Here is a 23,908-nt window from a genome sequence, read left to right on the forward strand (position 1 = left end):
GTGGCAACCGTGAGGAGGCGGCCATGGCCCGAGCAGTCGGAATCGATCTGGGGACCACGAACTCCGTGGTCTGCGTCCTGGAAGGCGGTGAACCGACGGTCATCGCGAACGCGGAGGGCGCCAGGACCACACCGTCGGTCGTGGCCTTCGCGAAGAACGGTGAGGTGCTCGTCGGTGAGCTCGCCAAGCGTCAGGCGGTGACCAACGTCGACCGCACCGCACGGTCCGTCAAACGGCACATCGGCGACGCGCAGTGGCGTTTCCCGGAGTCCGGGGAGATCGACGGCAAGCGGTACACCACGCAGGAGATCTCGGCCCGGGTCCTGCAGAAGCTGAAGCGCGACGCGGAGGCGTATCTGGGCGAGGACGTCACCGACGCGGTGATCACCGTCCCGGCGTACTTCAACGACAGTCAGCGCACCGCGACGAAGGAGGCCGGGGAGATCGCGGGCCTGGAGGTCCTGCGGATCATCAACGAGCCCACCGCGGCTGCCCTGGCGTACGGACTGGACAAGGAGAACGACCAGACGATCCTCGTCTTCGACCTCGGTGGCGGCACCTTCGACGTCTCGCTGCTGGAGATCGGCGAAGGGCTGGTCGAGGTGAAGGCCACCAACGGCGACACGCACCTCGGTGGTGACGACTGGGACCAGCGGATCGTCGACCACCTGGTGAAGCAGTTCGAGAACGGCCACGGCATCGACCTGTCCAAGGACAAGATGGCGCTCCAGCGTCTGCGCGAGGCGGCGGAGAAGGCCAAGATCGAGCTGTCCTCGTCCACCGAGACGTCGATCAACCTGCCGTACGTCACGGCCTCCGCCGAGGGCGCGCTGCACCTGGACGAGAAGCTGACGCGAGCCCAGTTCGAGCAGCTCACCCAGGACCTGCTGGACCGCTGCAAGGGGCCTTTCCACAGCGCGATCAACGACGCCGGGATCAAGGTGGCGGACATCGATCACGTGATCCTCGTCGGCGGCTCGACACGGATGCCGTCGGTGACCGGGCTGGTCAAGGAATTGACGGGCAAGGACGCCAACAAGGGTGTGAACCCGGACGAGGTCGTCGCGATCGGCGCCTCGCTCCAGGCCGGTGTCCTCAAGGGTGAGGTCAAGGACGTCCTGCTCCTCGACGTGACGCCGCTGTCCCTGGGCATCGAGACCAAGGGCGGCATCATGACCAAGCTCATCGAGCGCAACACCACGATCCCGACCAAGCGGTCCGAGATCTTCACGACGGCCGAGGACAACCAGCCGTCGGTGCAGATCCAGGTCTACCAGGGCGAGCGCGAGATCGCGGCGTACAACAAGAAGCTCGGGGTGTTCGAGCTGACCGGTCTGCCGCCGGCGCCCCGCGGCGTCCCGCAGATCGAGGTCTCCTTCGACATCGACGCCAACGGCATCATGCACGTGACCGCGAAGGACCTGGGCACGGGCAGGGAGCAGAAGATGACCGTCACCGGCGGGTCCTCGCTGCCGAAGCAGGACATCGACCGCATGGTCCGGGAGGCGGAGCAGCACGCGGAGGAGGACCGCCGCCGCAAGGATGCCGCCCAGACCCGCAACCAGGCGGAGAGCACCGTTTACCAGACGGAGAAGGTCCTCCAGGACAACCGCGACAAGATCCCCGACGACGTACGCTCCGACACCGAGGCGGCACTGGCGGACGTCAAGGAGAAGCTCAAGGGCGAGGACACCGTCGCGATCCGGTCGGCCACCGAGAAGGCCACGGCCGCCGCTCAGCGGATCGGCTCCGCCCTGTACGCACAGGCACAGGCGGAGGGCGCGGGCACCGGGACGGACGGCACCGGCACGGCCTCGGCCGCGGAAGACCGGGACGACCAGGTCGTCGACGCGGAGATCGTGGACGACGAGGAGAAGGGAGGCACCGGATGAGCCGGGACCCCGACGCCGGGAACGCTCAGGACCGACGGTCACCCGTCGTCATCCGCGACCGTCGCAGGATCGACCCGGTCACACTCCAGCCGCGCCGCCCGGCCGAGCCGAGCACCCCCACACCGCACCAGGCGCCCGCCGAGCCCGAATCCGCCGATCTGCGCCGTGCTCGGACCGAGGCGGCACGCCTGCGCGACGCGAACGCGGAACTGACGGCCGATCTGCAGCGTGTGAAGGCCGAGTACGACAACTACCGCAAGCGCGTGCGGCGGGACCGGCTGGCGATCAGGGAGATCGCCGTGACCAACGTCCTGGCCGCACTGCTTCCCGTACTCGACGCGCTGGAGGGGGCACGCAAGCAGGGTGCCGACGACGGAATCGCCGCGGTGGCCGAGGTGCTCGGCGAGCGACTTGCGGCGCTCGGCCTGCGGACCGTCGGCGCTCCGGGAGAGCCCTTCGACCCCCGGACCCACGAGGCGCTCACCTGCACATCGTCCGACGAGGCGGCGCAGGCCGTCTGTACGGAGGTGTTCCGGCACGGCTACCGCGTCGGAGACCGTCTCCTGCGCCCCGCCCAGGTCTCCGTCACCGGCCCCCCGCCCGCGGACACGGCGCGACCGGACGCGGGGCCGGGGACTTCTTGAGCCGGACGGCGGTCCAGCCGGCGACCCCCGTCCGGTGGCGCCCCGCGACCGCCGACCCCGCAGGACACAGCCGTTGGTGTGAACGGCCCGTCCGGTGAGCGGCGCTGCTCCGGTCCGGCCCATGCCGCGCCGTTACCGTCGGTTGGTCCCGAGGTGGAGCGCCGGCGGCCTGCGGGCGCCACCCGATTCCACGACACCGAAAGGCGGGTCCAAGATGGCCGGCAACACTGAAACCGGCGGGATCACAGGCACCAAGGACAAGGAATACAACCTGATCTGGTACGTCGAGAGCTGCCTGAACAACGCCCTGCGGCTGGAGACGTACATTCAGGACGCGGACCGCGACGGCGACAGCGATGTCGCCGAGCTCTTCCGCAAGGCTCAGGCCGACAGCCGCAAGGGTGCCGAGATGGGCAAGCAACTGCTCCGCACCCGCATCGGCGGCTGACCACCTGTCCTGACACCCCGACGGCAAGAGCCCGACGCCGCCCACGGCCGCGTCACTGACGAGCGGCGCGGCCCGTGGGCGCGCGGCGGCGGCGCGGACACCGTACGGAAGGGTGGGAGCGAGACCGACGGCCGGGGACGGACGGCGACTGGACGTCGTGGTGCCGGTCGGGCTGAAGGCCGCGGGCAACTCGACCTTCCACCGGCAGCGCCTTGTCACCGCCCGCGCCCTGGTCGGCAAGGACCTGTTCCCGCGCGGCCCGGAACAGGCAGCGGCGGCAGATGCGCCTCGTGACCAAGGCCCCGGCCGCGGGGAGACCGGTGGCGGTGGACAACACCGACCCGTCGCCAAAGGAGTGGGGACCGCAGATCGCGTCGGGGCACGAGCCGGGGGCCGCGGTGGAGGCGTACTGGTCCCCGCCCGGCGTCGAGGGCTCGCTGCGGCGCAACGCGCCGCCCGCCAGAGGCCCGAACGCGTACGGGACGTCGGCGTCCACGCCACCCTGCAAGCTGCGTCGTCCGTCCGTCGCCGAGGACTTCGACACCGTGTACGCACTGCGGTGCGACGGCGCCGGAGGCTTCCACGTAAGGGCCCTGCGGCACACGGCCGAGCCGCCCTCGCCGGACTGAGCCGCCGCCGGCCGACGGCGAGCCACGGCGTCCGGTTCCGGGGCCGCCCGGTCCTGGTGATCAGGTCGACGTCGTCGTCCGGTGCGACGGCGATGTGGCATCGGGGGCGGGCGCGGGGGCCGGGCTCCGTTCGCCTGTCCGGAGGCCGAAGCGGTGCCGGTAGGCGGATGGGGAGAGGCCCGTCCGCCGGCGCATCAGCCCGCGCAGATTGGCGGCGGTGCCGAGGCCGCTGAGCCTCGCCACCACGTCGAAGCGCGTCTCACCGCGCTCGATCAGCCGGCAGGCCAGGGAGAGGCGTTCTCCCGTGAGCCACGCCAGCGGTGTCGTCCCCAGTTGCGCCCGGAAGCGGCGATGCAACGTCGCCTGGCTGACCGAGGCGTGCTCGGCGAGGTCGGAGACCGTGAGCGGTGCGTCCAGTCGTTCCTGGGCCCAGGACAGAACCGACGCCAAGGACTCCTCCGGCAGGTCGGGCACCGGGCGTTCGATGAACTGCCGCTGTCCGCCGTCCCGGTGCGCCGCGAAGACCAAGCGCCTGCTGACCGAGTTGGCGACCTCCGCGCCGTGGTCGCGGCGGACGAGGTGCAGGCCGAGGTCGAGTGCGGCCGCGCTTCCCGCGGCGGTGAGGATGTCGCCGTCGTCCACGAACAGCACGTCATCCTCGAGCCGGACCGAGGGGAACCGGGCCCGGAAGGCAGCGGCCCACTGCCAGTGCGCGGTGGCCCGGCGGCCGTCGAGGACACCGGCCTCGGCGAGGGTGAACGCGCCGCTGCAGAAGCCGACCAGGCGGGCGCCGCGTTCGTGCGCGCGCCGCACCGCACCGAGGACGGCAGGCCGGCGTGGGACGTCGGTGTCGGGCCGGTTCGGGACGATCAAGGTGTCCGCCGAGTCGGCCGCCTCCAGACCGCCGACTCCGGTGAGCGTGAAGAACCCGTCTCGCATCAGTGTGAGCGGCTCCGGTGAGCAGAGGCGGAAGTCGTAGAGGTCGCGGCCCAGTTCGGGGCGGCGCAGGCCGAAGACTTCGGTCGCACAGCCGAGCTCGAAGGGGTTCGAGTTCTCGTCCACGATCACGACGACCCGGTGCGGGGCCGCCCCACCCACACGCTGCGAGGAATCTTGCGGCATATGCGATTTCTAGCACTCGCGCGAGTCCGGCTCAACCCGCGAGGATTCACGTATGAGCAACGAACCCATCGCCCTCGGCGAAGCCCTCGCCTCCTTCGACGCACTGTGGAGCCCCCGCATCGTCACCCGCGTCAACGACTACGACGTACGCATAGCCAAGGTCGAGGGCGAGCACCTCTGGCACGCCCACGACGACACCGACGAGTTCTTCCTGGTGCTCGAGGGGGAGCTGCACATCTCCCTGCGGGAAGCGGCAGGGGAGCGCACGGTCCGGCTCGCCAAGGGGTCGGTCTTCACCGTTCCCCGAGGCACGGAGCACAAGCCGTACGCGCCGGCCGGTGCGGCGCTCCTGCTCTTCGAGCCCGCCGGCACACCGACGGTCGGCGACCGCCACGACGAGATCCCCGACCACGTCGACGCCACCACGGGCCACGCACTCGGCACCTGACGGCACCCTGGCGGCGGCACACCGGAGAGTCGCTCTTGTGTGCCGAATGGCGCACTCCGCGATCCTCGGGCCGGAGCCCGGGCCGGTCTCGTGGTCCCATGTCCGGATGCACGTCCTGACAGGTCGTCCACGGGTGGAGAGGAAACGAGCCGGTGACTGAGGACGGAGAGCCGGGGGCGCCGTCGCCGGATGTGCCCTACACGTCGCTGCTGAACCTGCCGCTCAGCTCCGACCTCGACCGCATCGGCGAACAGATGCACGCCCTGGCCCGTGCGCAGCGGAGCCTGCAGGGCCTGCTCGAAGCCGTCATGGGCATCAGCAGCAATCTCGAACTGCCCGGAGTGCTGCGGCGGGTGGTGCGCACCGCCATGGACCTGGTCGGTGCGCGGTACGGCGCCCTGGGTGTGCTCGACGAGAGCGGCGAGTTCCTCTCGGAGTTCATCCCCCTCGGGCTCAACTCCCAGGAACTGAACAACCTGGCAGGAGTGGAGCTGCCGCGCGGCCGTGGTCTGCTCGGGCATCTGATCCGTCACCCGGAACCACTGCGGGTGACGGACATCGGCCAGCACTCCGAGTCGGCCGGCTTCCCGCAGGGCCATCCGCCGATGCGGACGCTGCTCGGGGTCGCCGTCTCGGTCCGGGGGCAGGTCTACGGCAACCTCTATCTGTCCGACCGCAGGGACGGCAAGCCGTTCGACGCGCACGACGAAGGTGTGATTCTGGCCCTGGCCGGGACCGCCGGTGTCGCGATCGAGAACGCGCGCCTGTACCAGCAGGTACGCGCAGGCGCCGAGCAGTTCCAGCGGCTTCTGCTGCCCCAGCTGGTGGATCTGAGTCCGTTCGAGGCATGCACGGTCTACCGGCCGGCGAGTGCGCCGGGGCACTTGGGCGGTGACTGGTACGACGCGGTGAAACTGGCCGACGACTCCTGTGTGGCGATCATCGGGGACGTTGTCGGCCATGACATGAAGGCCGCGGCCGCCATGTCGCAGATCCGCGGCATGCTGCGGGCCCTTTCCTTCGACGACCGGACCGCGCCGAGCGCCGCGCTGAGCCGGCTGGACCGGATCATGCTCGCGACGGGCGATCACACCGTCACCACGGCCTGTGTGGCCCGCATCGAGCCTGCGGACAGCGGATGGACGCTGCGATGGAGCAACGCCGGCCATCCGCCGCCTCTTGTGCTGCTGCCCACCGGGCAGGTGCGCTACCTGGACGCCGAGCCGGGTCTTCCGCTCGGGGTGGACGTGGAGGCGCCGCGACCCGACCACGCCATTGCCCTGCCGCCGGACAGCACCGTGATCATGTACACCGATGGCCTGGTGGAGCGCCGAGGCGAGCCGCTCGACCGGGGCCTGGACTCACTCGCGGTGACGGCCTACCGGCACGCGGACGAACCGGTCGCGGGTCTGTGCAGCGCCCTGGCCGACCATTACCCCAGCGACGGGCACGACGACATGGCCGTCCTGATCCTGCGCACCCCCGTTGCCGCCCCCGGCCACACCCGTACGCCTCCTGCACCGTGAACCCTGGACCGTGCATCCCGGACCTCTGCACCGTGAACCCGGACCTCTGGACCTGAACGTCCTGGGGCCCGAGGGAGCAGGCCCTTTGGTGCGTGTGTCAGCCGGCGTGGCGCGGCGCCTCCCGCTCCCACTCGCTCTTCGTCAGGGCGTACTCCACCTCGCCGTGCTCGGAGCCGGCGATCGTCTCCGGCCAGTCTCCGAAGTAGGTGCGGACGTACTTCAGTCCGGACTTCTCCATCACTCGCCGTGAACCGGCGTTGACCGCCATCGTGTTCGCGGTCACACGCTCGACGCCCAGCTCGGTGAAGCCCTTGTCGATCAGGGCCCGCGATCCCTCCGTGGCGTAGCCGTGCCCCCATGCCGCCCGGCGCAGGCGGTAGCCGAGTTCGACCACCGCAGAGCTGTCGTCGGTCAGCGGGCGGAACTCGAACCAGCCGAGGAACGTCCGCGTCTCCTTGATCTCGGCCGCCCAGAAACCGTGGGTTCCGGTGCCTGGATGGCGGTGGAGAAGACGCGGCAGCTGCACGGTGCGGACGGTGTCCCGGGGTGTGGGCCGGCCGCCGCTGATGTACCGCATCACCTCGGGATCGCCGTCGAGGTCGACCAGTTGGTCCGTGTCATCGGCGGTGAACGGTCGCAGCGCCATTCGCTCGGTTTCCAGAAAGGGGCCCATGGCGCGATCCTCCGCGCCGTCGCCGTTGCTCGCCACCGAATATCCGGGCACTGCGCAGGACACTCTCACGCACGGTGAGGTCGTCGACGTCCACGGCGCGTTGCATAACCGGGGAAGCTGCGGACGAGGAGCCCCAAGACGACCTGGAGTTCCATGCGGCGGGGCGGGGCGCCGATGCGGAGCAGCGGGCGCCGTGCGCCGAACGGCGGCGTGACCGTGCGCCGACAGGCGGACGCGGGTTCCGTAGGCGGCCGTGACGGTCCGGGTGTTGTCCAGGGTGACGTAGCGGACGTCGACGGCACGGTCGGTGAAGTGGTCGGCAGCGGAGAACACCTCGTAGGGCGCGGTGTGGTCGAGCTCCTCCACCCCCTGGAACATCACGACGTGTACGCGCAGGGGGCCCGTTCGGCGGGGCGCGTCAGACGCCGCCGCCGCGGTGCGGATGGCGGCGCCGGCTGCGAGGGCCGCTGTGCGGGCAGGACGGCCAGCCCCAGGACGGCAGCGGCGCCCGCGGTCAGGACGACCGAGACGAGCAGCCACGCGTCGGTGAGGACGCCCAGCTGCGCCCCGGTGGCGACACCGAACACCGGAAACGTGTCCCGAGCGCCTGTTGAGGTGGCGCGCGGATGTGAAGACGCGTTCGATCTTCCGGCGTACCCCGATCGCCGACACCGGCATCAGTGCCCATGGTGCGCAACATACGGCCAGACCCGTCGCCGTGGAGGATCACATGCGGAAGGCCGCCCGGTAGGCGGACGGTGTCGTGCCCACGTGGCGCGTGAAGTGGTGCCGGAACGTCTCGACGGACCTGAACCCGGTGGCCTCCGCGACCCGCGACACCGGCAGTTGGGTGTTCTCGAGGATCTCCCTCGCGCGCTGGAGGCGGTGGGCGAGCAGCCAGCGCAGCGGGGTCGTGCCCGTCTGGGCCCGGAAGTGCCGCGCCAGGCTGTGTCTGCTCGTCATCGCGTGGGCGGCGATGTCGGCGATCGTCAGCGGTTCGTTGAGCTTGTCCCGCACCACAGCGACGCCGCGTAACCGCCGTAGCGCAGCAAGGCAGCGGGGTGCCACCGGGACGCGATGTGCGCTCGCCGGGGCCGTTCGGCGCGGTGGACAGGAGACGCGGTGGACAGGAGACGCGGTGCGGCACAGGTGCGACTGAAGTGCGAATAGGGTGAACTTCATGTCTGCCACGTTGAGTTCCACGAGAACACGCGCCGCGCTCCGCGCGTCGGCACGTGTCTCCGTCGAGTTGCTGTTGGTCCTGGTGGCGGCCGGGGTGGTCCTGTGGCTTCTGGGCCGGATGTGGCCGGTCGTCTGGCCGCTCATCGTGGCACTGTTCCTGACGACGCTGACCTGGCCGCTTGCCCGCCTCCTGCGTCGGCGCGGGTGGCCTCCCGCACTGGCCGCCTCGGTGGTGACCGTGCTCTTCCTCTCGGCCACCGCCGGCATCATGGCACTGATCGCGGTGCCGGTGGCATCCCAGTCCGGCGAACTCGCCGACGGCGTGGTGGAAGGCATCCAGAGACTCCGTGAGTGGGCTGCCGGACCGCCGCTGAACATCGGCGACGACCAGATCACGGGGGCGCTCGACACCGCGACCGCCCGGGCCCAGGACAGCGTCGGCAGTATGGTCACCACTGTCGTCCTGGGAGTGAGCACCGTGTTCAGCGGTGTGGTCACCGCCGTCCTGGCGCTCTTCCTGATGTTCTTCTTCCTGAAGGACGGCCCACGGTTCCTGCCGTGGCTGACCCGTCAGCTGCCGGGCCGGCTCGCCGACGACGTCCCGGCGGTGGCCGCGCGCAGTTGGAACACCCTGGGCGCGTTTGTGCGTTCCCAGGCGTTCGTGGGCCTGCTCGACGCCGTCTTCATCGGCCTCGGGCTGTGGATTCTGGACGTCCCGCTGGTGCTCCCGCTGGCGGTGCTGACCTTCGTGTCCGCGTTCGTGCCGATCGTGGGTGCGCTGTTCGCCGGTCTGGTCGCGGTGCTCATCGCACTGGTCTCGAACGGGCTGACGGACGCGCTGCTCGTGCTGGCGATCATCGTGGTGGTGCAGCAGCTCGAGGGCAATGTGTTCCAGCCCATGATCCAGAGCCGCGGGCTCGGCCTGCACGCGGCGGTGATCCTGCTGGCGGTGACGCTGGGCGGCAGTCTGGCCGGCGTCGTGGGCAGCCTGCTCGCCGTACCGGTCGCCGCCCTCATCGCGGTGGTCTGGAACTATCTGCGCGAGCAGCTCAGCGACCCGCCGCAGGAGCCGGAGCCCGGTGTGCCCGCGAGTGACCGGCGGGACCTGGGGGCGCCGGAGCCCGATGCGTCCGAGCGCCCTGTGCCGGAGCCCGGTATGCCTGCGAGCGGCCGGTCCGCAAGCGATCGGCCGGAGGGCGACGAGCCCCGCACCGGCCCCGCCGCCGTACCGTCGTAGCACCTGCCTGCCCTGGCACCCGGCTGTTGCGGCGCCGAGCCGTTGAGGCGCCGCTGTGCGGAGGGGCGGGACGGGGCCGTGAGGAACAGCGGCCCCGTCCCGCCGACGACACCCGGGCCGGCCGGCCCGGGTGTCGTCATGATCAGGCGAGGTCGAACCGGTCGAGGTTCATGACCTTGTCCCACGCCGCGACGAAGTCGTTCACGAACTTTTCCTTCGCGTCGTCGCTCGCGTAGACCTCCGCGAGTGCCCGCAGCTCGGAGTTGGACCCGAAGACCAGGTCGACCCGGGTGCCGGTCCACTTGACCTCGCCCGTGGCATCGTCGCGGCCCTCGAAGGTGTTCGCGTCCTCGGACGTCGGCTTCCATGTCGTGCCCAGGTCGAGCAGGTTGACGAAGAAGTCGTTGGTCAGCGTCCCGGGGGACTCGGTGAAGACGCCGAGCGGCGACTGCTGGAGGTTCGCGCCCAGCACGCGCAGGCCACCGACGAGGACCGTCATCTCGGGGGCGCTGAGGGTCAGCAGGTTCGCCCGGTCGAGCAGAAGGTACTCCGCCGGCAGCCGGTTGCCCTTCCCGAGGTGGTTGCGGAACCCGTCGGCGGCCGGCTCCAGCGCGGCGAACGACTCCACATCCGTCTGCTCCTGCGTCGCGTCCACGCGGCCCGGCGTGAAGGGCACCTGGACGTCGAAGCCGGCGTCCTTGGCGGCCTGCTCGACGGCGGCGACGCCGGCGAGCACGATCAGGTCGGCGAGCGAGACCTGCTTGCCGCCGGACTGCGCGGTGTTGAAGGACTGCTGGATGCCCTCCAGGGTGCGCAGCACCGCCGCCAGCCGGTCGGGTTCGTTGACCTCCCAGCCGCTTTGCGGCTGGAGGCGGATGCGCGCGCCGTTGGCGCCGCCGCGCTTGTCGCTGCCGCGGAAGGACGAGGCCGAGGCCCAGGCCGTGGACACGAGCTGGGACACCGTCAGGTCGGTGGCGAGGATGCGGCTCTTGAGCTCCGCGACGTCCGCGGCGTCGACGAGCTCGTGCGTGACCTCGGGGAGGGGGTCCTGCCACAGCAGGGTCTCGTTCGGGACCTCCGGGCCGAGGTAGCGCACGACCGGGCCCATGTCACGGTGGGTCAGCTTGAACCACGCGCGTGCGAAGGCGTCCGCGAACTGGTCGGGGTTCTCGAGGAAGCGCCGCGAGATCTGCTCGTACGCCGGGTCGACGCGGAGCGAGAGGTCGGTCGTCAGCATCGTGGGGGCATGGCTCTTCGACGGGTCGTGGGCGTCGGGAACGGTGCCCGCGCCGCCGCCGTCCTTCGGCCGCCACTGGTTCGCGCCGGCGGGGCTCTTGAACAGCTCCCACTCGTGGCCGAAAAGGATCTCGAAGAAGCTGTTGTCCCAGGCGGTCGGGGTGTTCGTCCAGATGCCCTCGAGACCGCTGGTGATCGTGTCACCGCCCTTGCCGGTGCCGTGGCTGCTCCGCCAGCCGAAGCCCTGCTCCTCGATCGGCGCGGCCTCGGGGTCCGGCCCGACGGCGTCCGCCGGGCCCGCGCCGTGGGTCTTGCCGAAGGTGTGACCGCCCGCGATGAGGGCGACCGTCTCCTCGTCGTTCATCGCCATCCGGCGGAATGTCTCCCGGATGTCGCGGGCCGCCGCCAGGGGGTCCGGGTTGCCGTTCGGCCCCTCCGGGTTGACGTAGATGAGGCCCATCTGCACCGCGCCGAGCGGGCTCTCCAGTTCCCGGTCGCCGGTGTAGCGCTCGTCGCCGAGCCAGGTGGACTCGGGGCCCCAGTAGACGTCCTCCTCCGGCTCCCACACGTCCTCGCGGCCGCCGGCGAAGCCGAAGGTCTCGAAGCCCATCGACTCCAGGGCCACGTTGCCGGCGAGGATCATCAGGTCTGCCCAGGACAGCGCCTGGCCGTACTTCTTCTTCACCGGCCACAGCAGGCGGCGGGCCTTGTCGAGGTTTCCGTTGTCCGGCCAGCTGTTGAGGGGGGCGAAGCGCTGCTGGCCCGCTCCGGCGCCGCCGCGGCCGTCGCTCATCCGGTAGGTGCCGGCGCTGTGCCAGGCCATCCGGATCATGAAGGGCCCGTAGTGTCCGAAGTCGGCGGGCCACCAGTCCTGGGAGGTCGTCAGCACCTCCGCGATGTCCTGCTTCACGGCCGGAAGGTCCAGGGACCGGAACGCCTCGGCGTAGTCGAACTCCTCCCCGAGCGGATTGGCCACCGCGGGGTTCTTGGCGAGGATCTTCAGGTTGAGCCGCTCCGACCACCACTGGCGGTTTCCACCGCCCTGGGTCGGGTGCGGGGCGCGCCCGTGCGCGACCGGGCAGCCGCCCCCTCCGCCCTCCGTCTTCGGGTCTGTGACGATTGCATCCGGGTTCTCGGACATGGGAATCCTTTCGGGCGGGCGGGATCGTGGTGCTCGGGAATCACCGGCAGTGGGACGGAACGCGGGGGCACGGACGGTCTTGGCCGCGGCCTTCGTCGGCATGAGGTGAGAGGGCGTCAGACCCGGCCCCGCTGCGCCGTGCGGCTGCTCGGCGGTGGTCCTGTCATGTCTCAGCCTCCTGCCGTACTTGCCCGTACTTGCCCGCACTTGCCGTACTGGAGGCTCCGGCTCCCTTGGCTATTGCCGGAACCGATCCTACGATGGACACGGTCCAGGTCAAGAAGTTTCCGCGTTTCATATCCCATCGGGATTCGGACACCGGCCGGTAAACTTCGGGTACTCCGCCAAGCCTGAATAGGTGAACCGATATGAGTGACCTGCTGCAGCGACTGCGAGGGCGCGGCTGGCGGGTGACCTCTCAGCGGCGTGTCGTCGCGGAGGTCCTCGACGGCGACCACGTACATCTGACCGCCGACGAGGTCCACACCCGCGCGGCACGGCGACTTCCCGAGATCTCCCGGGCGACCGTCTACAACACCCTGGGTGAGCTGGTCTCGCTCGGCGAGGTCCTGGAGGTCTCCACCGACGGCCGCGCCAAGCGCTACGACCCCAACGCGCACCGGCCGCACCAGCATCTGGTCTGCTCCCGCTGCGGCACCATCCGCGACGTGCACCCGGTCCGCGATCCGCTGACCGACCTCCCGCCGGAGGAGCGGTTCGGCTTCACGGTGTCCGAGGCCGAGGTCACTTACCGCGGGCTGTGCCCCGCCTGCGTCTGACGCTGGGCTCCCACGAGGGGGACCACTCGGCCGCGTCCGGGCGGGCGTCCTGGTGCGGGCAGCCCGCGCACGCCACCGTGTGGGACGGTGGCGTGCGCGGGCGACCGGTGCGGTCTCGCACGGGCGGCGCGGTGGGTCACCTGCCGAGGAGCCTTCGCCGCCGTAGCCGGAGGTGCCCGCTCGCGCCGCCCGCGAGCACGACCTCATCGGCTACCTCGAGGCCGACCGGCAGTTCCCTCTCTCACTGCTCGCGCTCGCCGCCAACGACCGGCTCGTCGAGACCGTCGGGGACCTGTGCAAGCGCTCACGGCTGTACGGGCTGACCGCCCTGGACGAGCGCGACCGGCTGGTCCCGTCCGCCGAGGAGCACATCGAGCTGCTCGACCTGATGGTGGCCGGCGACGCGAAGGGCGCCGAGAAGCGCATGACCCGCCACCTGGGGCATGTGCGCTCGCTCTGGGCGGAGGGCGCCCTGGAGAAGGAGGGCCGGCCCGCCGCGCCCGGCCCCGGAAGGAAGCCGGCCACGGCCCGCTGACCCTGCCGTCCGCGGGCAGCCGCGCCGACGGGGCTGCTGCTCACCGTCGGTTCGGCGAGGGGGCCGCTGCTCACCGTCGGTTCGGCAATGGGGCCCGCTGCTCCACCATGACCTCCAGGGGCGCCCGGAAGGACAACAGGCCGAGCATCGGCGGCCGTGCCCCGTCCGGCGTGAGCCGTACCTCCGGCAGACGGCGCGCCACCGCCCGCAGGGCGATCGCCGCCTCCGTGCGTGCCAATGACGCGCCAGGACAGCGGTGGCGTCCGGCGCCGAACGCCAGGTGGTGACGGACGTTCGCCCGGTGCGGGCACATCCGCTCGGGGTCGGCGAACACGGCCGGGTCGGAACCGCTGCCCATCAGCATGAGGAGGAGCTGCGCGCCCGCCGGGAGTCGCGTACCCGCCAGTTCCACCGGCCGTGCGGTGACCCGGCGCCAGGTGGTCACCGGCGGCTCGCGCCGCAGCACCTCCTCCACCCACGTCTCGGCCAGGCCGGCTTCCCGCGCCGCCCGCGGCCACAGACCCGGCTCCAGGAGGGCGCGGCGCAGCACGGTGGCGATCAGCTGGCCGGTGGTGGACTGCCCGGCGATGAAGATGAAGAGGCAGGCGCTGACCGCGGTCGCCGTGTCCAGCGGTTCTCCACCGGGCAGCCGATGACGGGACAGCGCTCCGACGAAGGATCCGGGCGACGACGCGGCGCCGGCACCGCGTACCGTTTCGGTCAGCCACTGGTGGAACTCGCCGACGAGGCAGGCGAGTTCCTGCTGTCGCTCCGCCGAGGGCCTGCCCCAGAACAGCTCCAGTGACGCGTCGCTCCAGCGGATCAGAGTGTCCGGCGTGACACCCCGGATGCCGAGCAGTTCCATCAGCACCCGGCACGGCAGGACCTGGGCGTAGGAGGCGAACAGGTCATGGTGCCCCTCGGCGTCGATCCGGCTCTGCGCCGCGTCCAGCAACTCCTCGGCGCAGCGCTCGATCAGCGGCACTGCGGCCGCGACCTGCCGGGCGTTGAAGAACCGGTTGACCACCCGGCGCAGTCCGGTATGGCTCGCGGTGCCGTTGTTGGCCAGGGCGGGCGGGAGCGTGAAGCCGGCTCTCGCGAGCGTCCGCAGGACGGCGACGGGCAGCGGGGCGACGGCGTGCTGGGCGTTGTCGGGCAGGAAGACGGCGGGGTCGGACAGCACTCGGCGTACGTCGTGATGGCGGCTGACCAGCCACAGTCCCGTCGCCTCGTCGTGGTGCACGGGCGCCTCGGCGCGCAGGGCGTCCAGCCACGGATAGGGGTCGCGTACGAAGTCCTCGCCGAACAGGTCCAAGAACTCGAACCGGTCACCTCCCCCCGGAGCGTCCCCTTCCCATGCCGTGTGTGCCGCACCTTGCTCATCAGGCACACCGGTCACCTCGGGCTCCGCCGTCGCGGGGTCCGAGGTCCGCGCGTACGGGGCCGGAGAAGTCACGCGCGGACGCTAACACGCACCGGGTACCGACCTCCCAGGCAGGTGCCCGGTATCACTCGCCGGCCCGACGGATCGTATGTCCGCCCCGCCCTGCTCCGGCCACCCGCCTCGCCCCAGCCGCCCGCCCCGGCCCCGTCGACCGCCCGCGGGGAGAGGCCGCCGGTGGGCGTGAGTCGCGTCTCACCGGGCCGGCCGCGGGTTGCCTATGCAACAAGTTGCATAGCAGGATCGCCGTATGGCGCTGGAACACGCGATCCTTGTCTCCCTGCTGGAGAAGCCGGGCTCCGGGTACGAGCTGGCCCGACGGTTCGAGCGGTCCATCGGCTACTTCTGGACGGCCACCCACCAGCAGATCTATCGCGTCCTCAAGCGCATGGAGGCCGACGGATGGGTCGATGTGCGGGAAGTGCCGCAGCAGGGCCGGCCGGACAAGAAGGAGTGCTCGGTCTCCGCACGCGGCCTGTCCGCCTTGGGGGAGTGGCTCCACGAACCGATCCAGCCCGAGAGCGTCCGGCACGAGCTCGCCGTGAAGATCCGCGGCGCGGCTTTCGACGACCCCCGGGCTCTGATCGGCGAGGTTGAACGGCATCAGCGCATGCACCTGGGCCGGCTCGAGCACTACCTCGCCGGCGAACGGCGGGACTTCGGGCGGAGCGATCCGGGAATGCCCGAGGGCCGAACACCCGACGCCGGGCGGGAGTTGCAGCATGCCGTCCTCCGCGGCGGCATCGCGTACGAGCGGATGATGATCTCCTGGTTGGACGACGTACTGGCCACCCTTCGGCGCCTCGACCGCGACCGGTGACCCGGGCCCGTCACCCGCTGCCGGTGACCCGCTGTCGCGCGGCCGGCCGTCCGCAGCTCCCGCGCCCCCGCCACGGCCTCCCGTCGCGCCGGGTTCCGTCCGCACCACACCGCGCCCGACCTCACATCACCTCTTCCTGCACCTCCACCACTTCTTCCTGCCCCTCCAACACTTCGAGCCGGAAAGGCACCTCTCATGGCTGACCCGCTGCTGTTCAATCCCCGCACCTACGACCCGGCGCATTTCGACCCGGAGACCCGCAGGCTGCTGCGTGCCACCGTCGACTGGTTCGAGGCCCGCGGGAAGCGCAGACTGATCGAGGACTACCGCACCCGCGCCTGGCTCGCGGACTTCCTCGCGTTCGCCGCGGAGGAAGGGCTGTTCGCGACCTTCCTCACCCCCGCCGCCGAGGCCGACACCCGGCGGGACAAGCGCTGGGACACGGCACGGATCGCGGCCCTCAACGAGATCTTCGGCTTCTACGGGCTCGACTACTGGTACGCCTGGCAGGTCACGGTCCTCGGCCTCGGTCCGGTCTGGCAGAGTGACAACGCGGCAGCCCGGACCCGTGCCGCCGAACTGCTGGACCAGGGAGAGGTGTTCGCCTTCGGTCTGTCTGAGAAGACCCACGGCGCCGACATCTACTCCACCGACATGCTGTTGGAGCCGGACGGCGAGGGCGGCCTGCGGGCCCGCGGATCCAAGTACTACATCGGCAACGGCAACGCCGCCGGACTCGTCTCCGTCTTCGGTCGCCGCACCGATGTCGAAGGCCCCGACGGCTACGTCTTCTTCGCCGCCGACAGCCGCCACTCCGCCTACCACGTCGTGCGGAACGTGGTCGACTCCTCCAAGTACGTCAGCGAGTTCCGGCTGGAGGACTACCCCGTCGCCCCCGAGGACGTGCTGCACACCGGCCGTGCCGCTTTCGACGCCGCGCTCAACACGGTCAACGTCGGCAAGTTCAACCTGTGCACCGCCTCCATCGGCATCTGCGAGCACGCGATGTACGAGGCGGTCACCCACGCCCACAACCGGGTCCTGTACGGCCGCCCCGTCACCGCCTTCCCGCACGTGCGCCGCGAGCTGGCCGACGCGTACGTCCGGCTGGTCGGGATGAAGCTGTTCAGCGACCGTGCCGTCGACTACTTCCGCTCCGCGGGCCCCGACGACCGCCGCTACCTGCTCTTCAACCCGATGACCAAGATGAAGGTGACCACGGAGGGCGAGAAGGTCATCGACCTGCTCTGGGACGTCATCGCCGCCAAGGGCTTCGAGAAGGACACCTACTTCGCCCAGGCCGCCGTCGAGATCCGGGGCCTGCCCAAGCTCGAGGGAACGGTCCACGTCAATCTCGCGCTGATCCTCAAGTTCATGCGCAACCACCTGCTGAACCCGGCCGAGTACGCGCCCGTGCCCACCCGGCTCGACGCCGCCGACGACGACTTCCTCTTCCGGCAGGGACCGGCCCGCGGCCTCGGTTCCGTGCGCTTCCACGACTGGCGTCCCGCCTTCGACGCGTACGCCCACCTGCCCAACGTCGCCCGCTTCCGGGAGCAGGCAGAGGCCCTGTGCGAGTTCGTCGCCACCGCGGCCCCGGACGAGGAGCAGAGCCGGGACCTCGACCTGCTGCTCGCCGTGGGGCAGCTGTTCTCGCTCGTCGTGCACGGTCAGCTGATCCTGGAGCAGGCGGGGCTGACGGGCCCGGAGGAGGACGTGCTTGACGAGCTGTTCGCCGTCCTGGTCCGTGACTTCTCCGCGCACGCCGTCGAACTGCACGGCAAGGACTCCGCCACGGCACGGCAGCAGAGCTGGGCCCTGGCCGCAGTACGGCGCTCCGTCGTCGACGAGGGCAGGTCGGCGCGGGTGTGGGCGCGCGTCGAAGCCCTGTCGGGTGCTTACGAGATGAAGCCGTGACCCGGTAGTCGACAGCTGCCGGACCGGAATCGGCCGGACCGTGAGCGGCCGGTGCGGGCCCTGCCCGCGCCGGCCGCGGCGCGCGCCCCGGCGCCGCAGCGCAGCGTGCGGTGACGGGGGCTTCTGCGGGGCCTGGCGGCTTCCGGGGCATGGGGTCCCACGGGACAGGTGGGCTTCCGCGGGGCACGGGGTCCCGAGTGCCGAGGAGCGCGAGCCGGTCGACTGCTCGATCCTGCGGAAGAGCTCATCCCGCGAGAACCCGCCCAGCCGCTCCAGGACCCCCGGCCCCGCGTCGCCGACCAGACGGCTCTCGGCGTCGACGCCGGTTGCTCGCCTCCCTCGTGCGTCGCTTCGGGGATGTGGCGATGCGCGACGGCCCGGAAGCGGGGCTGGTGCTCCTCGACGGCCTGGCAGGCGAGGATCGGTTGCGCGGCCACCACCCGTACCCGGCCGCCCGGGGAGACCTGCTGCAGCGCCTCGGGCGGCTGCCCGAGGCAGCGGCGGCCTATCGGGAAGCGCTCGGTCTGGTGGGCACCGACCCCGAACGGGCGCATCTGCTGCGCAGGCTGAGCACGGCCCCAAGCCCAGCCCCGTCCCCAAGCCTGAGCCCGGCCCCAAGCCCGTCCGGGCCGTCCCGGCCGTCCGGCCCGGACGCCACCGCGGGCACCTGACCGGCGACGTCGCCGGCCCAGTGCCCGCGCCGCTACGCCGCCGGCCCTGCGGTGAACGCGACGGTCGCCGGAGTTCAGGCGCCGACGTAGGCCGAGAGGTGCTCACCCGTGAGGGTACGGTGGTCGGCGACGAGGTCGGCGGGTGTGCCTTCGAAGACGATCCGGCCGCCGTCGTGCCCGGCGCCGGGGCCGAGGTCGATGATCCAGTCGGCGTGTGCCATGACCGCCTGGTGGTGCTCGATGACGATGACCGACTTGCCGGAGTCGACCAGCCGGTCGAGGAGGCCGAGGAGTTGCTCGACGTCGGCGAGGTGAAGGCCGGTGGTCGGCTCGTCGAGGACGTAGACGCCGCCCTTCTCGGCCATGTGCGTGGCCAGCTTGAGCCGCTGCCGCTCGCCGCCGGACAGTGTGGTGAGCGGCTGGCCGAGGGTGAGGTAGCCGAGCCCGACGTCGTCGAGCCGTTCGAGGATCCTGTGCGCGGCCGGCGTGTGCGCCTCGCCGGCGCCGAAGAACTTCTCGGCCTCGCCGACCGACATCGCGAGCACCTCGCTGATGTCCTTGCCTCCGAAGGTGTACTTCAGCACCTCGGCCTGAAAACGTTTGCCCTCGCACTCCTCGCATGGAATGGCGACACCGGCCATCATCGCCAGGTCGGTGTAGACGACGCCGGCTCCGTTGCAGTTCGGGCAGGCACCTTCGGAGTTGGCACTGAACAGTGCCGGCTTCACACCATTGGCCTTCGCGAACACCTTGCGGATCGGGTCGAGCAGTCCGGTGTACGTCGCCGGGTTGCTCCGCCGCGAGCCCTTGATCGCGCCCTGATCGACGTAGACGACATCCGCCCCGTCCGGGACCGAGCCGTGGATCAGAGAGCTCTTGCCGGAGCCGGCGACCCCGGTGACGACGCACAGCAGCCCGAGCGGGACGTCGACGTCGACGTTCTGCAGGTTGTGCGTCGTGGCGCCGCGGATCTCCAGAGTGCCGGTGGGCCTGCGTACCGTCTTCTTGAGGGCGGCGCGGTCGTCGAGGTGGCGGCCGGTGACGGTGTCGCCGGCCCGCAGCCCCTCGACGGTGCCCTCGAAGCAGACGGTGCCGCCCGCCGTGCCGGCGCCGGGGCCGAGGTCGACGACATGGTCGGCGATCGCGATCGCCTCCGGTTTGTGCTCCACGACGAGGACCGTGTTGCCCTTGTCCCGCAGCCGCAGCAGCAGCTTGTTCATCCGCTGGATGTCGTGCGGGTGCAGGCCGATGGTGGGTTCGTCGAAGACGTAGGTGACGTCGGTGAGCGAGGAGCCCAGGTGGCGGATCATCTTGACGCGCTGCGCCTCGCCGCCCGACAGTGTGCCGGCCGGCCGGTCGAGGGAGAGATAGCCGAGGCCGATCTCCACGAACGAGTCCAGGGTCCGCTGCAGCGCGGTGAGCAGGGGCGCCACCGACGGCTCCTTGAGGGCGCGGACCCATTCGGCCAGGTCGCGGATCTCCATCGCGCAGGCGTCGGCGATGCTGATCTTCTTGATCTTCGACGAACGGGCGCCTTCGCTGAGGCGGGTGCCGTCGCACTCCGGGCAGGTGGTGAAGGTGACCGCCCGCTCCACGAACGCTCGGATGTGCGGCTGCATCGCCTCCTTGTCCTTCGACAGGAACGACTTCTGGATCTTGGGGATCAGCCCCTCGTAGGTGAGGTTGATGCCGTTGACCTTCACCTTGGTCGGCTCGCCGTGGAGGAAGTCGCGCATCTCCTTCTTGGTGAACTCGCGGATCGGCTTGTTCGGGTCGAGGAGGCCCGACTGGGCGTAGAGCCCCACCGTCCACTGGCTGTCCGACTTCCAGCCGGGGATGGTGAACGCGCCCTCGGCGAGCGACTTGGAGTCGTCGTAGAGCTGGGTGAGGTCGATGTCGGACACCGAGCCCCGGCCCTCGCAGCGCGTGCACATGCCGCCGGTGCGGTGGAACGTCGCCTTGACCGTCTTGGTCTTGGCGGCACCGCGTTCGACGGTGATGCCACCGCTCGCCCGGACCGATGCGGTGTTGAAGGAGTACGCGCCGGGCGGGCCGATGTGCGGCTGTCCGAGCCGGCTGAAGAGGATGCGCAGCATCGCGTTGGCGTCGGTGGCGGTGCCCACGGTCGAGCGGGGGTCGGCGCCGATCCGCTGCTGGTCGACGATGATCGCGGTCGTCAGCCCTTCGAGCACGTCGACCTCTGGCCTCGCCGGCGTCGGCATGAAGCCCTGCACGAAGGCGCTGTAGGTCTCGTTGATCATCCGCTGCGACTCCGCGGCGATCGTGCTGAACACGAGCGAACTCTTGCCCGAGCCGGAGACGCCGGTGAACACCGTCAGCCGGCGCTTCGGGATCTCGATGCTGACGTCCTTGAGGTTGTTCACGCGCGCGCCGTGCACGCGGATCAGGTCGTGGCTGTCGGCAGGGTGCGGCGTGGACGACCGCGGGTCCGTCATCGTGGCCTTGCTCATCGGCTCTCCATCCGTGGGGCGGGCCCGCCTTCGCGGTCTCCGCCGTCGTCGCCCGGTCCGGTAGTCCGAGCTTCGAGCAGTACGTCCGGCCGTCCTTCGTCGGCGGCCGGGTGCGTGGCCGTCGGCAGCGCCTCGCCCTCCCTGGCGAAGGACAGCGGCACCCTATACGGCGCACCGTCCGCCGACGCGCCGATCACCGGGACACCCGGTGGCGGGTGGGCCGTTCCCCGCTGTCGCCGCGACGCTGCCGCCGGTGCAGGTCACGGCGGTGAGCGCCGGAGGGCTCAGCGGAGCCGGCCGGTCACTGGCGGAGCAGTCGCGGTCCGTGCGGCTGCTCGGCATGCTCCCGGAAGGGGCCGGCGTCGACGGCATGTGAAAGGTGACGGCACGGGAAGGTCGAGGTCCATGGCAGTCACGCTAGGCGCCGCGCGGGTCCGGGCGCTTCTCGATTTCTGACCGGACCTGTCCACGTCGTGTGTTTCGGTAGCGGCGACCGGTAGCGGCGACCGGCGAGCGGCAGACTGGCGCCGGCCCGGGCACGGTGACCCGGCCAGAGGAGTCCGGCGCTGCGCGCCGGGTCCGGTTCCTGCCGCGCCCGCTTGTCGATGCGGTGGCGCTCGACGGAGGAGCGGCGGCAGACCGCTTCGCGCGCCCGCCGGGATCTCGAGGATCGGTGAATGACCGCGGGCCGGCAGGGCGCCGCCCCTGCCGACGACGCGCGAGTACGGCGCGAAGCACGACTCTCGGTGAGGGACATGGGGGCCGGGCGTCGTGGTGCCACGCCCCCGTCGCTGCCTCGCCGCCCGCATCCTGCCGCCGGCGGCGAGTGGCTCGGATCGGCCCCGCACGGGTCGCCCCGCGTCGGTCGGACGCGGGGCGACGGGGCCGGGGTGTCAGGAGGGCGTGACGTTCTCGGCCTGGGGGCCCTTCGGTCCCTGGGCGACGTCGAACTGCACCTTCTGCCCCTCGGTGAGTTCGCGGTATCCGGTGGTGGCGATGGCCGAGTAGTGGACGAACACGTCCGGGCCTCCGCTGTCCTGGGCGATGAAGCCGAAGCCCTTCTCAGGGTTGAACCACTTCACTGTGCCGGTAGCCATCGTGCTTGTTCTCCTTCGTGCGGACGCGGGGACGAGCCCGCGTCGGGGTGCGAGGCGATCGTCACGGCTGCACGGCCTCCCGTGCAGCCGACACGCCCACACGCACGAGTGATCGTTTCGGCGGGGGACGAAACCGGGAATCGACGAGCGGCCGACGAGCCTCCCGCGGTCGGTGTGCCCGCGGCGCCTCGTGGCCACCCTTCTCCTCGGCCGGCACGACAGGCCCGCGAGGTAAGGGTTTCGCCCCGCCCCCGCAGGGTCACATGCTCACGCCGGGCCGGTGAACGATCAGCCGAGCGGTTCGGCGCGCTGCGCGGGCGCGGAGGTGTGCAAGCCTGCCCCGCAGGTGCGGTAGGCGGGACGGGGTGGCTCAGGCGACGGTGACGACGACCTTGCCGCGGGTGTGGCCCTGCTGGTTGAGCCGCTGGGCGTCGGCGGCCTGCTCGAGCGGGAACGCGGCGGCCACGTCCACGCGCAGCTGCCCCCGCTCCGCGAGGGCGGTCAGCGCCTCGAGGTCCCCTGCGTCGGGCCGGACGAAGACGTACCTGCCCCCGAGGCCGAGGACCGCGCCGTCCGCGACGGAGGCCAGGCGGCCTCCCTCGGCGAGCAGCCCGGGGGAGATCTTCAGGGCATCGCCGCCGATCAGATCGAGCACGGCGTCCACACCCTGCGGCGCCAGCGCGCGGACACGCGCGGCGAGGCCCTCGCCGTAGGCGACCGGCTCGGCACCGAGTCCGCGCAGGTAGTCGTGGTTGCGCTCGCTCGCCGTGCCGATGACGCGGGCGCCGAGCGCTCGGGCGATCTGCACCGCCAGGGAGCCGACGCCGCCGGCCGCGGCGTGCACCAGTACGGTGTCGCCGCTGCCCGTGTTCAGGGCGCGGGTCAGCGCCTGGTAGGCGGTGAGACCTGCCAGCGGAAGGCCGGCGGCCTCCTCGAAGGAGAGGTTGGCGGGCTTGCGGGCGAGCGTACGGATCGGGGCGGCGACGTACTCGGCGAATGTGCCGCGGGAGACGAAGTCCTCACGGACGTAGCCGATCACTTCGTCACCCGGAGCGAACTCGGTGACGCCGACGCCGGCCTCCTCGACGATGCCCGCCACGTCCCAGCCCGGGACGACGGGGAAGACGGTGTCCATGACGCCATCCAGGTAGCCGGCCTGGATCTTCCAGTCGACCGGGTTGACGGAGGCGGCCTTCACGCGGACGAGTGCCGTGTCCGGGCCGAGCTTCGGGTTCGGGACGTCGCCGTATTCCAGGACGTCCGGGCCGCCGTAGGTGCGGTAGGAGATGGCCTTCATGGTGGTGCTCCTCGGTTTCGTGCTGGGGTGCGGGTCAGGTGGGTGCTGTGGCGGGGCGCGGCGGGCGCGGGCCGACCGGAGCCCGGAGACGGGCCCGGCGCGGCGGCCAGGCAGGTGCTTGATGAACTCAAGCAATAGAAGGACCGTAAACGTCAAAGGTTGAGGAAGTCAAACATTGAGTTTCGCCCTAGACTGGATCCATGTCCCGCACACCTGCGCCGCACGCCTCCCCCGAGACCACCGACCCGAAGGGCGGCGACCCCGCCCACGCCGACCTTCTCGAGCGGCTGTCGCGTGCTGCCGCCGGCTATTACCGGGACCTCACCGCGTCCGCCGCCGAGCAGGGGCTCACCATGACGCAGGCCAAGGTCCTCATCCTGCTGCGTCAGCCTCTGCCCATGCGCGCACTCGCGGGGCTGCTCGCCTGCGACGCCTCCAACATCACCGGGCTCGTGGACCGGCTGGAGGCCCAGGGGCTGGTCTCCAGGCACCCGAACCCGACCGACCGGCGGGTCAAGAACGTGGTCGCGACCGACAAGGGCATCGAGGCCGTCCGCCTGGTCCGCGCCGGTATGCGGTCCACCTCTGCGGCCTTCGACCGCCTCGACGACGAGGGCCGCCGCGACCTCTACGAGCTGCTGGGGCGTCTGCACCCCGACGACACGGCCTGATCGCGGCCGCAGGCCGCCGTGCCGATCCGCC

At 71.1% G+C, this 23,908-nt stretch carries 21 protein-coding genes and 2 pseudogenes; 14 read left to right on the forward strand and 9 right to left on the reverse strand.

Annotated elements, in window-relative coordinates; translation table 11 throughout:
* Window positions 1–23 precede the first annotated feature (23 nt).
* The 4 genes from dnaK to AB0903_RS03865 all read left to right on the forward strand — a co-directional run bounded on the left by dnaK (window position 24) and on the right by AB0903_RS03865 (window position 3,613).
* Window positions 24–1,892: a molecular chaperone DnaK gene (gene dnaK / locus AB0903_RS03850; RefSeq protein ID WP_366698660.1), complete on the forward strand. Its 1,869-nt coding sequence runs from the start codon at window positions 24–26 to the stop codon at window positions 1,890–1,892.
* Window positions 1,889–2,536, forward strand: coding sequence for a nucleotide exchange factor GrpE (gene grpE / locus AB0903_RS03855; RefSeq protein ID WP_366698662.1), 648 nt, complete (start codon window positions 1,889–1,891; stop codon window positions 2,534–2,536). The genes dnaK and grpE overlap by 4 nt, the downstream gene beginning before the upstream one ends.
* A gap of 214 nt (window positions 2,537–2,750) precedes the next feature.
* Complete coding sequence (locus AB0903_RS03860) at window positions 2,751–2,984, forward strand: hypothetical protein (protein WP_366698664.1); 234 nt, start codon at window positions 2,751–2,753, stop codon at window positions 2,982–2,984.
* 290 nt (window positions 2,985–3,274) lie between these two features.
* The gene (locus tag AB0903_RS03865; RefSeq protein WP_366698666.1) at window positions 3,275–3,613 is read left to right on the forward strand and encodes a hypothetical protein; all 339 of its coding nucleotides are present in this window, start codon (window positions 3,275–3,277) and stop codon (window positions 3,611–3,613) included.
* Between the two features lie 60 nt (window positions 3,614–3,673).
* Here the strand turns inward: AB0903_RS03865 and AB0903_RS03870 are convergent, their stop codons facing one another.
* Window positions 3,674–4,735: a helix-turn-helix domain-containing protein gene (locus tag AB0903_RS03870; protein ID WP_366698668.1), complete on the reverse strand. Its 1,062-nt coding sequence runs from the start codon at window positions 4,733–4,735 to the stop codon at window positions 3,674–3,676.
* Between the two features lie 52 nt (window positions 4,736–4,787).
* On the opposite strand from AB0903_RS03870, the gene AB0903_RS03875 reads away from it, so the two are divergent.
* Together AB0903_RS03875 and AB0903_RS03880 are read left to right on the forward strand one after the other, a co-directional pair.
* Complete coding sequence (locus AB0903_RS03875; protein WP_366698670.1) at window positions 4,788–5,183, forward strand: cupin domain-containing protein; 396 nt, start codon at window positions 4,788–4,790, stop codon at window positions 5,181–5,183.
* Window positions 5,184–5,335: 152 nt separating this feature from the next.
* Window positions 5,336–6,709, forward strand: coding sequence for a GAF domain-containing SpoIIE family protein phosphatase (locus tag AB0903_RS03880; protein ID WP_366698672.1), 1,374 nt, complete (start codon window positions 5,336–5,338; stop codon window positions 6,707–6,709).
* A 97-nt stretch (window positions 6,710–6,806) separates the two neighbouring features.
* Here AB0903_RS03880 and AB0903_RS03885 read toward each other — a convergent pair whose 3' ends face one another.
* The 3 genes from AB0903_RS03885 to AB0903_RS03895 all read right to left on the reverse strand — a co-directional run bounded on the left by AB0903_RS03885 (window position 6,807) and on the right by AB0903_RS03895 (window position 8,402).
* Entirely contained in the window at window positions 6,807–7,382 is a 576-nt protein-coding gene (locus tag AB0903_RS03885) for a GNAT family N-acetyltransferase (RefSeq protein WP_366698674.1), read from the reverse strand.
* A gap of 377 nt (window positions 7,383–7,759) precedes the next feature.
* Complete coding sequence (locus AB0903_RS03890) at window positions 7,760–7,969, reverse strand: hypothetical protein (protein ID WP_366698676.1); 210 nt, start codon at window positions 7,967–7,969, stop codon at window positions 7,760–7,762.
* Window positions 7,970–8,108: 139 nt separating this feature from the next.
* Window positions 8,109–8,402 carry a helix-turn-helix domain-containing protein gene (locus tag AB0903_RS03895; protein ID WP_366698678.1) on the reverse strand — a complete coding sequence of 98 codons (294 nt, stop codon included), beginning with the start codon at window positions 8,400–8,402 and terminating at the stop codon, window positions 8,109–8,111.
* 160 nt (window positions 8,403–8,562) lie between these two features.
* On the opposite strand from AB0903_RS03895, the gene AB0903_RS03900 reads away from it, so the two are divergent.
* A complete protein-coding gene (locus AB0903_RS03900) occupies window positions 8,563–9,801 on the forward strand; it encodes an AI-2E family transporter (RefSeq protein ID WP_366698680.1) in 1,239 nt (412 codons plus the stop codon).
* 142 nt (window positions 9,802–9,943) lie between these two features.
* Here AB0903_RS03900 and katG read toward each other — a convergent pair whose 3' ends face one another.
* On the reverse strand, window positions 9,944–12,178 hold the full coding sequence (katG, locus tag AB0903_RS03905) for a catalase/peroxidase HPI (RefSeq protein WP_366698682.1): 2,235 nt from the start codon (window positions 12,176–12,178) through the stop codon (window positions 9,944–9,946).
* A 368-nt stretch (window positions 12,179–12,546) separates the two neighbouring features.
* Between katG and AB0903_RS03910 the strand changes: the two genes are divergently transcribed.
* Together AB0903_RS03910 and AB0903_RS03915 are read left to right on the forward strand one after the other, a co-directional pair.
* Window positions 12,547–12,957 (forward strand): transcriptional repressor, encoded by a 411-nt coding sequence (locus AB0903_RS03910; RefSeq protein ID WP_366698684.1) that lies wholly within the window; start codon window positions 12,547–12,549, stop codon window positions 12,955–12,957.
* A gap of 181 nt (window positions 12,958–13,138) precedes the next feature.
* Window positions 13,139–13,492 (forward strand): annotated as a pseudogene (locus AB0903_RS03915) (FCD domain-containing protein); the annotation flags it as partial.
* A gap of 70 nt (window positions 13,493–13,562) precedes the next feature.
* Here AB0903_RS03915 and AB0903_RS03920 read toward each other — a convergent pair.
* Window positions 13,563–14,948: a cytochrome P450 gene (locus AB0903_RS03920; RefSeq protein ID WP_366698686.1), complete on the reverse strand. Its 1,386-nt coding sequence runs from the start codon at window positions 14,946–14,948 to the stop codon at window positions 13,563–13,565.
* Window positions 14,949–15,183: 235 nt separating this feature from the next.
* Between AB0903_RS03920 and AB0903_RS03925 the strand changes: the two genes are divergently transcribed.
* The 3 genes and pseudogenes from AB0903_RS03925 to AB0903_RS03935 form a co-directional block, all read left to right on the forward strand.
* Window positions 15,184–15,753 carry a PadR family transcriptional regulator gene (locus tag AB0903_RS03925; RefSeq protein WP_366698688.1) on the forward strand — a complete coding sequence of 190 codons (570 nt, stop codon included), beginning with the start codon at window positions 15,184–15,186 and terminating at the stop codon, window positions 15,751–15,753.
* A 195-nt stretch (window positions 15,754–15,948) separates the two neighbouring features.
* Window positions 15,949–17,670 (forward strand): acyl-CoA dehydrogenase family protein, encoded by a 1,722-nt coding sequence (locus tag AB0903_RS03930; protein WP_366698690.1) that lies wholly within the window; start codon window positions 15,949–15,951, stop codon window positions 17,668–17,670.
* A 359-nt stretch (window positions 17,671–18,029) separates the two neighbouring features.
* Window positions 18,030–18,239 (forward strand): annotated as a pseudogene (locus tag AB0903_RS03935) (RNA polymerase sigma factor); the annotation flags it as partial.
* A gap of 176 nt (window positions 18,240–18,415) precedes the next feature.
* Here AB0903_RS03935 and AB0903_RS03940 read toward each other — a convergent pair.
* Complete coding sequence (locus AB0903_RS03940) at window positions 18,416–20,812, reverse strand: excinuclease ABC subunit UvrA (protein ID WP_366698692.1); 2,397 nt, start codon at window positions 20,810–20,812, stop codon at window positions 18,416–18,418.
* Between the two features lie 208 nt (window positions 20,813–21,020).
* Here AB0903_RS03940 and AB0903_RS03945 point away from each other — a divergent pair, with 208 nt between their 5' ends.
* Window positions 21,021–21,188, forward strand: a complete 168-nt coding sequence (locus AB0903_RS03945; protein WP_366698694.1) for a hypothetical protein — start codon at window positions 21,021–21,023, stop codon at window positions 21,186–21,188.
* 517 nt (window positions 21,189–21,705) lie between these two features.
* Here the strand turns inward: AB0903_RS03945 and AB0903_RS03950 are convergent.
* Both AB0903_RS03950 and AB0903_RS03955 read right to left on the reverse strand, forming a co-directional pair.
* Window positions 21,706–21,909 (reverse strand): cold-shock protein, encoded by a 204-nt coding sequence (locus AB0903_RS03950; protein WP_366698696.1) that lies wholly within the window; start codon window positions 21,907–21,909, stop codon window positions 21,706–21,708.
* 370 nt (window positions 21,910–22,279) lie between these two features.
* On the reverse strand, window positions 22,280–23,206 hold the full coding sequence (locus AB0903_RS03955; protein ID WP_366698698.1) for an NADP-dependent oxidoreductase: 927 nt from the start codon (window positions 23,204–23,206) through the stop codon (window positions 22,280–22,282).
* A 200-nt stretch (window positions 23,207–23,406) separates the two neighbouring features.
* On the opposite strand from AB0903_RS03955, the gene AB0903_RS03960 reads away from it, so the two are divergent.
* Complete coding sequence (locus AB0903_RS03960; protein WP_366698700.1) at window positions 23,407–23,877, forward strand: MarR family transcriptional regulator; 471 nt, start codon at window positions 23,407–23,409, stop codon at window positions 23,875–23,877.
* The last annotated feature ends 31 nt before the right edge of the window (window positions 23,878–23,908 follow it).

Source organism: Streptomyces sp. NPDC048389 (assembly GCF_040706335.1).
Classification (GTDB): Bacteria; Actinomycetota; Actinomycetes; order Streptomycetales; family Streptomycetaceae; genus Streptomyces.